The sequence below is a fragment of the Bradyrhizobium lablabi genome (assembly GCF_001440475.1).
GTDB lineage: Bacteria > Pseudomonadota > Alphaproteobacteria > Rhizobiales > Xanthobacteraceae > Bradyrhizobium > Bradyrhizobium lablabi.
Window position 1 is genome coordinate 233,490 of sequence record NZ_LLYB01000123.1, and the last position, 14,026, is coordinate 247,515.

12 protein-coding genes are annotated in these 14,026 nt (G+C 63.5%); 6 read left to right on the plus strand and 6 right to left on the minus strand.

Features of this window, described 5'->3' with window-relative positions:
- Positions 1–49: 49 nt before the first annotated feature.
- On the minus strand, positions 50–1,090 hold the full coding sequence (locus CQ14_RS35025; protein WP_057862351.1) for a polysaccharide deacetylase family protein: 1,041 nt from the start codon (positions 1,088–1,090) through the stop codon (positions 50–52).
- Positions 1,091–1,300: 210 nt separating this feature from the next.
- On the opposite strand from CQ14_RS35025, the gene CQ14_RS35030 reads away from it, so the two are divergent.
- Both CQ14_RS35030 and CQ14_RS35035 read left to right on the plus strand, forming a co-directional pair.
- Positions 1,301–1,579: a hypothetical protein gene (locus CQ14_RS35030; RefSeq protein WP_057862300.1), complete on the plus strand. Its 279-nt coding sequence runs from the start codon at positions 1,301–1,303 to the stop codon at positions 1,577–1,579.
- Between the two features lie 242 nt (positions 1,580–1,821).
- A complete protein-coding gene (locus tag CQ14_RS35035) occupies positions 1,822–2,049 on the plus strand; it encodes a hypothetical protein (protein ID WP_057862301.1) in 228 nt (75 codons plus the stop codon).
- A gap of 15 nt (positions 2,050–2,064) precedes the next feature.
- Here CQ14_RS35035 and CQ14_RS35040 read toward each other — a convergent pair whose 3' ends face one another.
- The 4 genes from CQ14_RS35040 to CQ14_RS35055 form a co-directional block, all read right to left on the minus strand.
- Positions 2,065–3,813 (minus strand): TRAP transporter large permease, encoded by a 1,749-nt coding sequence (locus CQ14_RS35040; RefSeq protein WP_057862302.1) that lies wholly within the window; start codon positions 3,811–3,813, stop codon positions 2,065–2,067.
- The gene (locus CQ14_RS35045; protein ID WP_057862303.1) at positions 3,810–4,478 is read right to left on the minus strand and encodes a TRAP transporter small permease subunit; all 669 of its coding nucleotides are present in this window, start codon (positions 4,476–4,478) and stop codon (positions 3,810–3,812) included. Before CQ14_RS35045 ends, CQ14_RS35040 begins: the two co-directional genes overlap by 4 nt.
- A 95-nt stretch (positions 4,479–4,573) precedes the next feature.
- Positions 4,574–5,710 (minus strand): TRAP transporter substrate-binding protein, encoded by a 1,137-nt coding sequence (locus CQ14_RS35050; RefSeq protein WP_057862304.1) that lies wholly within the window; start codon positions 5,708–5,710, stop codon positions 4,574–4,576.
- 219 nt (positions 5,711–5,929) lie between these two features.
- Complete coding sequence (locus CQ14_RS35055) at positions 5,930–7,609, minus strand: MFS transporter (protein WP_057862305.1); 1,680 nt, start codon at positions 7,607–7,609, stop codon at positions 5,930–5,932.
- A gap of 153 nt (positions 7,610–7,762) precedes the next feature.
- On the opposite strand from CQ14_RS35055, the gene CQ14_RS35060 reads away from it, so the two are divergent.
- The 3 genes from CQ14_RS35060 (at position 7,763) to CQ14_RS35070 (ending at position 12,291) form a co-directional block, all read left to right on the plus strand.
- Complete coding sequence (locus CQ14_RS35060) at positions 7,763–9,148, plus strand: hydrolase (protein WP_057862306.1); 1,386 nt, start codon at positions 7,763–7,765, stop codon at positions 9,146–9,148.
- Positions 9,149–9,289: 141 nt separating this feature from the next.
- The gene (locus tag CQ14_RS35065) at positions 9,290–10,675 is read left to right on the plus strand and encodes a cytochrome P450 (protein WP_057862307.1); all 1,386 of its coding nucleotides are present in this window, start codon (positions 9,290–9,292) and stop codon (positions 10,673–10,675) included.
- Between the two features lie 206 nt (positions 10,676–10,881).
- Entirely contained in the window at positions 10,882–12,291 is a 1,410-nt protein-coding gene (locus CQ14_RS35070) for an adenylate/guanylate cyclase domain-containing protein (RefSeq protein WP_057862308.1), read from the plus strand.
- A gap of 234 nt (positions 12,292–12,525) precedes the next feature.
- On the opposite strand, the gene CQ14_RS35075 is transcribed toward CQ14_RS35070, so the two are convergent.
- Positions 12,526–13,002 (minus strand): cupredoxin domain-containing protein, encoded by a 477-nt coding sequence (locus CQ14_RS35075; protein WP_057862309.1) that lies wholly within the window; start codon positions 13,000–13,002, stop codon positions 12,526–12,528.
- A gap of 371 nt (positions 13,003–13,373) precedes the next feature.
- Here CQ14_RS35075 and CQ14_RS35080 point away from each other — a divergent pair, with 371 nt between their 5' ends.
- Positions 13,374–13,880 carry a tellurite resistance TerB family protein gene (locus tag CQ14_RS35080; protein WP_057862310.1) on the plus strand — a complete coding sequence of 169 codons (507 nt, stop codon included), beginning with the start codon at positions 13,374–13,376 and terminating at the stop codon, positions 13,878–13,880.
- The last annotated feature ends 146 nt before the right edge of the window (positions 13,881–14,026 follow it).

Consider the following 14,026-nt stretch of genomic DNA (forward strand, 5'->3'; position numbering starts at 1 on the left):
GCATGACGACCAAATTGGAAGTGCGGACGCCGACAGGCGCCGCCAACGCTTACTGCGAAACCGTCTGCACCACGCTGCTGATCGGGCGGCTGGCAACCGCCGGCACCTTCTGGTCCTTCACCAGCATCGCGTCGTATTCGGGCAGGGTTTCGAGCTGCTCCTTGGCCTTCATCTGCACGACCTTGTAGCCGCCGGCTTTCAGGCGGCGCAGCAGCGTCGGCAGGGCCAGCGCCGTGTGCTTCTGCAGGTCGTGCATCAGGATGACGCCCTTGCCCTGCTTGTCGAGCTTGGTCATGACGTTCTGGATGACCTGGTCGGGACCCGACGATTTGAAGTCGTTGGAATCGACATCAACTGAAAACATCGAGATGTTGCGCGAGGCGAGATAGCCGAGGGCGGCCTGCGTGTGCCCGAGCCCGGGGAAGCGGAAAAACGGCGCGGGCGCGGTCCCGATCGCCATCTTCACGGCGCTGAAGCCTTTCTCGATCTCTTCCCGCATCTGCGCCTCGGTCAGCTTCTTGCTGTCGAGATGGGCGTGCGACCAGGTGTGCGAGCCGACGGTGTGGCCGGCGGCGAAAACCTGCTTGAGAATTTCCGGATGATAGGTGGTGTGCTTGCCGACCGGGAAGAACAGGCCCTTGGTGCACTCATCCGCGAGCGCTTTCAGCACCGCCGGCGTGGTCGGCCACGGGCCGTCGTCGAAGGTCAGCACGACCTCCTTGTCGGTCAGGAAGTCGAACTGCTTGTACTGCAGGAAGCCGAAGCCGGGGCCGCCTGTCGTATCGATCACGACGATGCGGCTGACGCCGAGCGCATCGGGATTGGCGCAGGCCGATCGCATCGGCTGCGGCGCCGGAACCGGCGCGGGGGCGGAAGCCGGGGCAGGCTTCGAGAGCGAAGCGGTCACCTCGACGTCGTCCCTCGGCGCGGGTCTCGCTGCGGCGGGCGCCAGCAGCGGCTCGGCCATGCGGGCGGCGACGGTTTGAGGGGGAGCCGCATCGGCGCGCGGCGAGGAGGTCCAGAACCAAACGCCGGTGATCAGCACCGCCGTCACTACACTGGCCAGCATCAGGCCCAACGCATTACGCATCGCTACTCTTTCCAGATACTCGGGATACATACGCAACGGGCCATTAATGCCAACAATGTCTTAACGTCTCGCCAACAGGCGCCGGTTAGACGAAGCGAATGAGGGGTTTATACGCGAGTGACGTCAGTCACAGTCGTAAGCACCGTTCCAGGCGCATGGTTCCTGCCATCAACAACGGGGTCCGCCTCGCCGGACCAACAGGAGCCGACAATGACCGCAGTGTCCTTCAATACCGTTCGCAAGGTCAGTTTAGTGCTGGCCTTGACCGCCTCGTTCGCCGCCGCCTCGTCGACCGCGAGCTTCGCCTTCAGCTCTGAGGCGCAGCAGATGTGCACCGGCGATGCGTTCCGCCTCTGCAGCTCGGAAATCCCGAACATTCCGAAGATCACCGCCTGCATGATCAAGCACCGCTCCGAGCTGAGCGCAGGCTGCCGCACCGTGATGGATCGCGATCTCGCCGCCCAGAAGGGCAAGCTCGCCGCGAAGTAATCGGCTCTCTGTCCGGCCCCCGGAAACGCTTGCGGCGATGCGACGCAGGCGTTTTTCTTTGGGTTTAGGGGGCACGCGCAGGGCGCTTGCGCGATTTCCTCCATCACAAATGCGTTGCCACCCCGGATTTCGACGCTCGATTCCCGTTTTGAGGCGTTTTCCCGACGCGAAACGGTGTTCCCCCCGCTCGAAAACGCGATAGAACGCGCTGATTGCGTTTTACCGGTGCAAAGGCATAGCAAATGACCAAGATTCTTTTCGTCATTCCCCTGGTTCTGATCACGTCAGCGGCCGCGGCCCAGTCCCCGCAGGAACGGCAGAAGGGGCATGACGCCTGCTCGCGCGACGTCTCGCGCTACTGCCGGGCGCACATGCAGGAGGGCGACCAGGTGGTGCTGGCCTGCCTGAAACAGAACCGCGCCAAGATCAGCAAGGGCTGCCAGCAGATGCTGGCAAGCCACGGGCAGTAACATCCCTCGGGAAGCTCAGCCGCCGTAGAGGTAGTTCGGCAGCCACAGCGTCATGCCGGGCCACAGATACATGATCACCATGCACAGGATCACGATCAGCATGTAGGGCATCATGCCCGAAAAGATCTGGTTCAGTGTGACATGCTTCGGCGCGACGCCCTTGAGATAGAACGCCGACATCGCGACCGGCGGCGACAGGAACGCCGCCTGCAGATTCACGAACACCAGCGTGCCCCACAGGATCGGGTCGATGCCGAAATGCTTGAGCATCGGCAGGAAGATCGGCACGAAGATGATGATGATCTCGGTCCATTCGAGCGGCCAGCCGAGGATGAAGATGATCGCCTGCGACAGGATCATGAACTGAATCGGCGACATGTTGAGCGAGAGCACCCAGCTTTCCAGCAGCGCCTGGCCGCCGAGGATGGCGAACACCGCCGAGAACAGCGCAGAGCCGACGAACAACCAGCACACCATCGCGGTGGTCTTGGCGGTGAGGAACACCGCTTCCTTGGTGCGCTTCCAGTTGAGCGTGCGGGCGTGGAAGGCGAGGATGAAGGCACCGGCGGCGCCGACGCCAGCCGATTCGGTCGCCGTCGTGATGCCGAACAGGATCACGCCGAGAACCACCACGGTGAGAATGCCAAGCGGCATGACCGAAGAGGTCAGCAGCCGCAGCACCTCGAAGCGTTCACCGTCCATGCGCAAATAGGAACGCAGGCTCCATGCCGCCATCAGCAGCGCGGTGATGGCAAAGCCGATATAGAACTGGGTGGGCGGCCCCTTCTCGGCATCCGTCGGTTCCGGCGTCGCCGCTGCGCTACCGAGCTGCTGCAGGCCCTCGACTGCGCCGGAACCTGCGGCCGCTTGCTGATGGATCACGACGTACCACCAGATCGTGCCGAGCGTGATCGCCGTGAACAGGAACGGCACCAGCGAAATGACAAAGTTCTGCGCGATCGCGCCATAGCCCATCGGCTTGCCGTCGATCTCGAGCTTCTTCGCCTGCGCGGGCGAGACCAGCGCCTTCGACAGCGCGACGAACAAATTGGGCGAGTAGAACGCCTGCAAACTCTTGATCCAGTCGGGCACGTTGACCCGGGTCTGCTCCTCCGGCAGCGGCGGGGCGATCTTCGGATTGATCATCGCCCAGCCCACGATATAGACGAGGTAGAGGAAGGCGAGGAAGAAGCCGGGCAGCATCGCTGCGGCATACAGTTTGACCACCGATTGCCCGGCCACCGCCGCGTAGACGATGATCATTACCGAGGGCGGGATCAGGATGCCTAGCGTGCCGCCGGCGGTGATCACGCCGGACGCAAGCTTGACGTCATAGCCGGCGCGCAGCATCGGATTGAACGCGATCACGCCCATCAGCACCACGACAGCGCCGACGAGCCCTGAAGCGATGCCCCAGAAGGTGCAGACGATCAGGGTCGCGACGGCGAGCGAGGCGGGCAGGCGGCGGAAGGCGAGCTGGATCGAATAGAACATCTTGTCGACCAGGGCGCCGCGCTCCATCACGTAGCCCATCAGCACGAACAACGGGATCGAGATCAGCACGTCATTGGTCATCGCGCCGTAGGTGCGCTGGACCATCAGCTCGAACACCTTGTTCTGTGTCCAGTGGTGCGACGGGTCGTAGAAGGCGATGAAGCCGAAGAACATGCCAAGGCCCATCAGCGTAAAGGCCGTGGCGAAGCCCATCATGATGACGACGACAATGAGCGCCAGCATCAACAGGCCGAGTGCCGGATCGCTCATGTCTGTGTTTCCCCGCCCATGCCGCGCTGCCGCGCCATTTCATCAATGCGCGCCGCGCCTTCGATGGCGAGCTTGCGCGATTCCTCGTCGACATATTCGCTATGCGCGAGCTGCTCCTCGACGACGTCGATCTCGGCGACGTCATGGAGCCGGCTCGGCCACTCGCCGGTCTTCAGGCAGACGATGCAGCGCACGATCTCGCCGATCCCCTGCAGCATGATCAGGGCGCCGGCGATCGGGATAACGGTCTTGAAATGATAGATCGGAGGACCATCCGCCGTGACGTTGGAGTGCTCGTTGATGTGCCAGGAATCCGCGGCGTAGAAGTAGCCGGCATAAATCAGCGCGGCGATGCCCGGAATGAAGAAGACGATGTAGAGCACGAGGTCGAGGGAAGCCTGCGTGCGCGGGCGCATCGATGAATACAGGAAATCGCCGCGAACGTGTGCGTTCTGCGCCAGCGTATAGGCGCCGCACATCATGAACAGCGTGCCGTACATCATGTTTTCGGCATCGAAGATCCATGCCGTCGGCATGTTCACGATGTACCGCTTGAAGACTTCGATACAGACGACGCTCATCAGCAGGACCATCAGCCAGGCGGTGGCCTTGCCGACCCAGGTCGAGATGCCGTCGATGGTGTGCAGGAAACGCTGGACACTCATAAGATGCAGTCCGGCATAAGATATCATCCCCAACATAGCACAGGGCACCGTCCGGGAGTTGGTCCGGACGGCGCCCTGCCGGTTTTATTTCGGCGTCAGAGCTTCTTGGCCGCGGCGTTGGCCCCGAAATAATGGTCGTAGGCCATGCGGCGGTTCACCACCGTGTCCTGCTCCCACTGCGTCGCCCGCTTGGCGAAGTTGATCTGCGATTGCACGATCTCCTTGAACAGCGGGTTTTCCGCAGACTTCTTCTTCGCCACCTCGTCATAGATCTCGAGCTGCTGCTTCAGGATGGCGTCGGGGGTCTTGTAGAACTTGACGTTGTCCTTGGTCTGCAGCTCCACATAGTCCTTGGAGTAGCGATCGATCGCCTTCCAGGACATGTCCGCCGAAGCTGCGTCCACCGCATTGGCGATGATCGCCTTCATCTTGTCCGGCAGCCCGTTATACTTGTCCTTGTTGAACATGATCTCGAGCTGCTCGGCATTCTGGTGATAGCTCTGCAGCATGCAGACCTTGGAGACGTCGGGGAAGCCGAGCACGCGGTCGGAGGTGGCATTGTTGAATTCGGCTGCATCGAGCAGGCCGCGGTCCATCGCCGAGACGATTTCTCCGCCGGGCAGCGCGTTCACGGCAGCGCCCATTCCCGAGTACACGTCGATTGAGATGCCGACGGTGCGGAATTTCAGGCCCTTGACGTCGTCGGCCTTCGCGATCGGCTTCTTGAACCAGCCGAACGGCTGGGTCGGCATCGGCCCGTAGGGGAAGGAGACGACGTTGGCGCCGATCGAGGCATAGAGCTTTTCGAGCAGCTCCTTGCCGCCGCCATAGCGGTGCCAGGCCAGCAGCATGTTGGCGTCCATCGCAAAGCCCGGCCCCGAGCCCCATAGCGCCAGCGCAGTCTGCTTGCCGTAGTGATAGACCAGCACGCCATGGCCGCCGTCGAGCACGCCCTTGGAGACGGCATCGAGCAGGCCGAAGGCGGGTACGACAGCGCCTGCCGGCAGCACTTCGATTTTCAGCTCGCCGCCGGTCATGTCGTTGACCTTCTTGGCGTAGTCGAGCGCGTATTCGTGGAAAATATCCTTTGACGGCCAGGTGCTCTGCCAGCGCATGCTGATCGGGCCCTGGGCGCGGACGACGCTCGGCGCGGCAACTGCCGTGGCAGCCCCCGCGGCGGCCGCTGTCAGGAAGCGGCGGCGCGTCGAAGTGTCCTTGGTCGGCTTGGTCATGGGTATCCTCCCGGTTGAGCCGGCCTTTGGCGGCCAGCCGTTGTTGCTTGGGGCAAACTCTACGGGCGGGGCCCGAGCTTTGGCAAGGATACGTTATACCAATGCGGCGTTAGGCTGCGGCTGGCACTGGGCCGTGGGCAGCAACCCATGACGCCACCCGGGCCGCCCCACTGGTTAACGGCTCAGCCGATCCCATGCGATCGCGGCGTTTCCGTAAAATTACGTGCTGCTGCCCGCGGCCGTGGCGACCACCGGCAAGACCTCGTTGGCGGCGCGGTCGGGGGTATCTTCCTTCCAGCGCACCGAGCCGAACGGCCGCTCCAGCATGCGGCGGACCCGGATCGGCTCGGGCCCGAGGTGGAAGTCGATCGCGCGCTGGTGCAAGGCGCGCTCGGACTGCGTCGCGCGGTTACGCTGGCGCAGGTAATCGAGCCAGGTCGGGCAGTGGTAGCGCTCGGTCCATAGTTCGGGATCGCCGATATCGCGTGCGATCGACCAGCCATAGGCGCCGTTGCGCTGCCGGCTGAGCTGCACCTCCTGCATCACATTGTGGAAGGCGCGGGCATTATCCTGCGCGACGCGGTATTCGATCTCGACCACCAAGGGCCCGCTGCGTCCCGTCAGCGACAGCCGCACCTCGGGATCGGCCAGCGCCTCGGCGGCCGGCTCGTAGCGGGCGCCGACCGGCGGCATGCGCAGCCAGATGCCGAGCAGCGGGGAAAGCAGCATCAGTCCGGCGGAGACCAGCAGCGCGATTTCGACCCCGTAAATATCGGTGAGATGACCCCAGCCCCAGCTTCCGATCGCGATGCCGCCGGCGATCGCGGCCTGGAAAGCCGCAAGAGAGCGCCCCGCCACCCAGCGCGGCGCCGAAAGTTGCACGCCGATATTGAACAGCGCAACCGCCAGCATCCACACCGCGCCCGCCAGCACCAGCGCAATCGCCGTCAGGACGGTGCTACTGCTGAGCGCGACGGCCGCGATTGCGCCCGCGAGCGATATCGTGCAGGCGCGCACCGCGGCCTCGCCGCTCAATTGCTTGCGGACGGTGCCGATGTTCAATGCACCGAACACGGCACCCATCCCAAAGGCACCGAGCATGACGCCAAAGGTCTGCGCGCCGCCATGCAGGAGGTCGCGCGCGATCAGCGGCATCAACGCCGAGACGGAGCCGCCGATCAGGCCGGTGACGAGCGTGCGGGTCAGCACGATCTTGATGGCCGGCGAGTTGGTAATGTAGCGCACGCCAGAGACCATCGCTCGATTGAGCCGCTCGCGCGGCAACCGTGACGGTTCGTGGACCCGTTTCCAGAGAAACAGCACGATCAGCAGCGGCAGATACAGCACCGAATTGATGGCGAACGCCGCAACCGCGCCCGCAGTCGCGACGATGATGCCGCCGATCGCTGGACCGAAGCTGCGCGCGATGTTGTAGCTGATACCGTTGAGCGCGACCGCCGCCGGCAAGGTTTCGGCCGGCACCTGCTCGCTGACCGAAGACTGCCAGGCCGGTCCCATCAGCGCCATGCCGGTGCCGACCACGAAGCAGAACACCAGCAGGATGTTGGGGGTGACCAGATTGAGCCATGCCAGCACCGTCAACGAGGTCGCGCCAGTCAGAGCGATCAGCAAAGCCACCATCGCCACGACGCGCCGGTCGTGCATGTCGGCGATGGCGCCCGCCGGCATCGAGATCAGCATGATCGGCAGCATCAGCGCGGTCTGCACCAGCGCCACCTTGTCGGCGGACGACGCCATCTGCGTCATCGCCCAGGCGGCGCCCACGCCCTGGATCAGGATGCCGAGGTTCGACAACAGGCTTGCCAGCCAGATGCGCCGGAATACCGAATGCCGCAGCGGTGCGGTGATGCTGTCGGAGCGCTTCGGCGGTTCGGTCATATCCGGTTCCGGTTGGGCTGCTAAAGGAGGAGGACGATGATTCCTGCAATCCTCACAGATGCCTGCGAAAACCTTGTCCTGTCCAGTAGTTAGGTCGCTGTGAGGATGGCTAGAGCACAGCTAAGGTACTGAAAAATGACGAGAGGAGCCCAAATGAGCCTGACGCGGCGAACGATGCTCAGGGGCGCCGGCGCGCTACCTTTGCTGGCGGGCAATCTGGCCGGCAATCTCTGCTTTCCCGCGCGGGTGGAGGCTGCCCCGACGCCATCGGTTGCGGGCGTGGTTCCGCCTGTTCTGTTCGTGCACGGCAACGGCGATCATGCGGCGCTCTGGATTACGACGCTGTGGCGGATGGAATCGAACGGCGTGCCGCGCGAGCGGATGACGGCGATCAGTTTTACCGATCCGCTCGCGCGCACCGATGACAAGGTGGAGCAACCGAACCGTTCCTCGACCGAAGACCAGCGCCGCGAACTCGGCGATGCGATCAAGGAATTCAAACAGCGCACCGGCGCGTCGCGCATTGCGCTGGTCGGTAATTCGCGCGGCGGCTATTCGATTCGCAATTACATCCGGAATGGCGGTGAGGCCGACATCAGTCACGCCGTGCTGTGCGGCGTTCCCAATCACGGCGTCTACGATTGGGATGAGGGATTAGGTGGCGAGTTCAACGGCCGCGGCCCGTTCCTGCGCGGCCTGAACGAAGGCGAGAGCGAGGTTGCGCCGGGCACCGCGTTCCTCACCTTGCGCAGCGACGGCAACGACAAGTTTGCGCAAGCCGACGGTCGCTTTGTCGGCAAGCCAGGTACGCCCACCGGGGTGACGTCGGATGGTCCTGCGTTGAAAGGCGCGACCAACCTCGTGCTCGGCGCGCTCGATCATCGCGAGGTCGCGTTTCATCCGCGCGCGTTTCGCGAGATCTATAAATTCATCGCGGGCAGTGAGCCGTCGCGCATCGAGATCGTGCCGGAAGCGGAAGTCAGGCTGAGCGGGCTGGTAACGGGCACGCCGGGCGGCGTCGTCACCAACCGTCCCGTCTCGGGCGCGACGGTCGAAATCTATAGCGTCTCTCCCGATACCGGCGAACGGTCTGGCGGTCCGATCCACTCGTCGCAAACCGGCGCCGATGGCCGCTGGGGCCCGGCGCAGGTCGAGCCGACCTGGTATCTCGAAATCGTGCTGACATCGGCGGGGTCGCCGACGACCCACATCTACCGCTCACCGTTTCCGCGTTCCTCCGACGTCGTCAATCTGCGCGCGGCGCGTCCGCTCGGGCCGGCCGATGCCGGCGCAGGCGCCGTGCTTCTGATGTCGCGTCCGCGGGGCTATTTCGGGCTGCCGCGCGACGTGGTGCTGATCGACGGCAAGGAGCCGAAGGATGTGAAATCCGGCGTGCCGACCGATTCGGTGACGACGTTGCGGCTTCCGGCCGAGAAGGTTGGCCGCTCCGTGGTAGCGATATTCAATACAGAGCGAATCGTGGCGCGGGCCTGGCCGGCCTCGGAAAGCCGGATTGCGATTGCCGAGCTGACTTATTAGCTGTTGCTGGATCGGTGCGCCTTTGCGGCGCCCGGATCAGAGGCTTAAATAAGATCGTAGCCCGCATGAGCGCAGCGATATGCGGGGCTTTGCACACTCCCGGATATCGCTTCGCTCATCCGGGCTACGGGACAGGCACCCATGAGCATTGCCGGAGTCTACGACATGCCGGTGGCGCGATCACCGCTGGTGCCACCGAGCCCGCCACGGGCGCCTGACGACATGACGGTGTTCGGGCGGATGAAGGCGATCCGCGAAAGTCCGATCGGCAGTTGGGGCCAGCGGGCCTATGAGGACGACATCGTCCAGGGCCGCTTCTTCGGACGCAGCACCTTCATTCTCAACACGCCGGATGCGATCCGGCATGTGCTGGTCGACAATTACGAAAACTACACGCGCACGCCGGTCGGCATCCGGGTGTTGCGCCCGATCCTCGGCAACGGCCTTCTGATCGCGGAAGGACGGGCGTGGAAACACCAGCGCCGCACGCTGGCGCCGGCCTTCACGCCGCGCGCGGTGATGCCGCTCGTTCCGCACATGCTGGCGGCGACCGATGAGACGGTCGCCAAGCTGCGAGCCGCCAGCAACGCCGCCGTCGATCTGCGCGAGGCGATGCAGCGGATGGCGCTCGAGATTGCCGGGCGCACCATGTTCTCGTTCACCATGGATCGCCACGGCGCCGCCTTGCGCGATTTCGTGATGGAGTATGGCGAGCGGCTGGCGCACCCGCATTTCCTCGATATGCTGCTGCCGCTGAGCTGGCCGAGCCCGCAGGACATTTCGCGCGCCCGCTTTCGCAAGCGCTGGACCGCCTTCGTCGGCATGCTGATGGCCGAGCGCCGCGCCGCCGGCAAGGCCGCGGGCGGGCCGGCGCGCGACCTGTTCGACCTGATGGGCGACGCCCGCGATCCGGAGACCGGCGAGGCCTTCACCGACGAACAGCTCGGCGACCAGGTTGCGACCATGATTCTCGCCGGCCACGAGACGACGGCGACTGCACTGTTCTGGGCGCTTTACTTGCTGGCTCTCGATCCCGCCACGCAGGAGCAGGTGGCGACGGAAGCGCAGGATGCAACCGTCAACGGCGCGCTCGATATCGACAAGCTGAAATTCACCCGCGCCGTGATCGACGAGACCATGCGGCTCTATCCGCCTGCATTCCTGATCGCACGCGCGGCGACCGCGCCGGACGCGATCGCGGGCCTGCCGGTCAAGAAGAACGACGTCATCCTGATCGCGCCCTGGATATTGCACCGGCACGAAAAGTTGTGGCGCGATCCGAACGCCTTCATCCCATCGCGTTTCATGACCGGCACGCCACCCGACCGCTTCGCCTGCCTGCCGTTCGGTGTCGGCGCACGCGTCTGCATCGGCGCGCATTTCGCGCTGGTCGAAGCCACGCTGGCGCTGGCGAAGATGATCGGCGCGTTTCGTGTTACGCTGGTCGACAAGGAGCCGGTGATGCCGATCGGCGTGGTGACGACGCAGCCCAGCCGTTCGCCGAGGTTTGCCATCACGCCCCGGTAGTATTTTGTTGATCGGGGGGATTGCCGGTTCGCGCCAGGAAAACGCGCCGGGCCGGAGGGAACACCTTGCGGAGTTGGTCCCGTAGCGTCATCTAGTTCTACTGCATCAATACCGCTCAATCTCCTCATCCTGAGGAGCCCGCGAGACGCGCTTCGCGCTCCTCACCACGAGGGGCTTGTGACCACAGTTAGGACTAGGTTATCAGCATGAGCGATACCCAGGCCCAGTTCTCAGTCCTGAAGCAGACCGCCGATCCCGCGGTCGTCGACGCCATTTCGCAACTGATCGCCAAGGGCGAGGACCGCGATCTCAACCGGATCAACCTGCTGGATTTTTCCGCCCGCTACGGGCTCGACGAGGAAAAGGTCATCTCGGCCTTCCTGCATTCGGCGCGGCTCGGGCTGTTCGATCTCACCTGGAACGTGCTGTGCCCCGGCTGCGGCGGCGTGCTCGGTGCGCACAACACGCTGAAATCGCTCCGCCACGACGACTATAATTGCGCGCTGTGTGCGCAAGGCTATGAGGCATCCGTTGACGATCGCGTCGAGGTCGCGTTCACCGTCAGCCCGCGCGTCAGGCGGATCGCCGCGCACGATCCCAACACGCTGCCGATCTGGGAATATAACCGCCAGATGTTCTGGAGCTCGGGGATGGACCTGAGCGAGGAATCGATCAAGCGGCTGATCGACGAGGTGTCGCTCGAGGCCATCGAGCTGCCGGCCGGCGAAAAGGCGGTGCTGTCGCTGCAACTGCCCAATCAGTTCGTCATCGTGTTCGAGCCGGTGACGCATTCGGCGCACTTTTTCGATGTCCAGGGCGAGCCGACCCGCGAGCGGCAGCAATTTTCGATCGTCTTCAACAAGCTGCATGCCCCGACGGGCTCCACGGTGATGCGCCCGGGACCGCTGCGGTTGTCGCTGGAGAACCAGACCGATACGCGCGTGCTGCCCGCAGTCTGGATCGCCAACGACACGCTCCATGAGCTGCTCGGCAAGCGCAAGCCGATCCTGACCGCCAAGCGGATACTGTCGAACCAGACGTTTCGCGACGTGTTCAAGGCGGACAATCTCAACGTCGATCAGCGGCTGAAGATAACCTCGCTGACCTTCCTGTTCACGGATCTCAAGGGCTCCACCGCGCTCTATGAGCGGGTCGGCGATCTCGCCGCCTTCGATCTGGTGCGGGCGCATTTCCATGCGCTGCTCGAAATCATTGCGTCCGAGAAGGGCGCGGTGGTGAAAACGATCGGCGACGCCGTGATGGCGACCTTCATCAGGCCGGAACATGCGATCGTCGCGGGCCTGCGGATGCGCGCGGCGATGGCGGCGCTGAATGCCGAGCGCGGCCGCGAGGATTTGATCGTCAAGATCGGCATCCACGAGGGCCCGTGCCTGGCGGTGATGCTGAACGAGCGGCAGGACTATTTCGGCCAGACCGTCAACATCGCCTCTCGGGTGCAGAGCCTGTCGACCTCTCAGGAGATCCACATCACGGGGCCGGTGATCGAATCGCCGGCGGTCGCCACCATCCTTCAGAAAGAGGCGATCCGGCCGATCCAGAAGGAAGCTGCGCTGCGCGGCATCGCCGACAAGATGGTGGTGTACGAGATACCCTAATTCTATTGCGTCACAATTGTTGCAATCAGGCATCCCGAGAGCTTGTGAAGCTATCTCCACCCGTCATTGCGAGCGCAGCGAAGCAATCCATCTATCCCCGCGCCGAGACGTGGATTGCTTCGCTTCGCTCGCAATGACGAGGAAAGAGCTGACTCCGATCGCCCTGAGGAGCCAGTGAGATACACTTCGCGCCCTCACCGTGACGGGCCAATCACCCCGCAGGATTAATTCGCGCTACTCGATCACGATCTCGCCGACCATGCCGAGTTCGGCGTGGGTCTTGCCGTCGCTGGTCTTGATGTCGCAGCGCAGGTCGCCGGCGCGGCCGGCGGCGACCGGCACCAGCCACCATTCGGCAGATTGTCCCGGATAGACCTCGATCTCGCGGATCGGGCCCTTGAATTCGGCGAGGGTGACCGTCTTGCCGTTCTGCGGCTGCGTCACCTGGGCCTTGCGCGTGAACACCATCTGCGAGAACGCGTGCGAGGTGAAGTAGTGCGGGTCGTTGCTCGCATTGCGCAGGATCAGCTTGTAGAGCTTGCCGGTTTCCAGCTTGATCTGCTTCGGCGCGAATTCGTGTTTGCCGGGCGAGCCGAGATCGACTGTCACCTCGATCGGAGTCTGCCGCGAGAGGTCGCCTGCCGCGAGAGCAGCTCCGGAAGCAATTCCAAGCACAACGGCCGCGCCGAGCGCGAAGCGGAAGGTAGTCATGCGCGTTCCCCCGAAATCTCTTGTTGAAACAACGGGTTCACTCTTAATGCAAATGCGAATGACTTGCAATTAGATATCGGCCCTGCACCCTGCGGCGAATCGCGCAGCCGGCCGCGTTCTTTCCGAAAGCGGCAGAGCTTGCACGCTTTGAACCGACGCCTGTCGGCTTCGACTTAACAGAACAGGAGGCGCGCGCCGTTCGCTGAGCAAGTTGTGGCCGTTGCCCATGTTTCGCGCGGAAGTTTCCGCCACCTCAACGTGACGCCGATTTAATCTGCCTGCGTTATCCCTCACGCATCGCGTGGATTGCGAAGGCCAAAGCTTCAACCCATATTCGTCCAACGGCTTCTTCGAATTTGTAGGGTAGACTGATGCTCGACGGACTGCGCCAATTCATTGCCGACATCGTCGCGCCCAGCGCGGATCAGGATCTCGCGTTCGACGACACCGGCTATCTGCTCGCTGCGACCGCGCTGCTGGTTCACGTCGTCTCGCTCGATGGTGAGCCGAGCGCGGCCGAGAAGCACAAATTGCACTCTCTGATCGAAAGCCGCTTCAAGCTTGATCGAGGCAAGGCGGACCATCTGATCGCGTCGGCAACGCGGGCCGAAGGCGAGGCCGTCGATCTCTATCGTTTCACCAGCGTCATCATGCGCTCGGTCAACGAGGAGGGCCGGCTCCGCATCATCGAGATGATGTGGGAGCTGGTATATACGGACGGCCAGGTCAGCGAATTCGAGGACAACGTCGTCTGGCGCGCGGCCGATCTGCTCGGTATTTCGTCGCGCGACAGGATCGATCTGAAACACAAGGTGGCCGAGCAGCGGCAGGCAGGCTCGTCCGACGGCGTTTCGAAAACAGTCGACGCCGCGACGTGACGGCGCCATCGCGCGCTCCCTGATTACTCAGATGACGAAATTTTAATGTGCCTCGCGATCCGTCGCGAAGATGCGCGATGCGCCTGAAACTATTGAGGTTCAATTGCCCGAGCACGGAGGCCTGCATGGGCATATGCCATGCACGT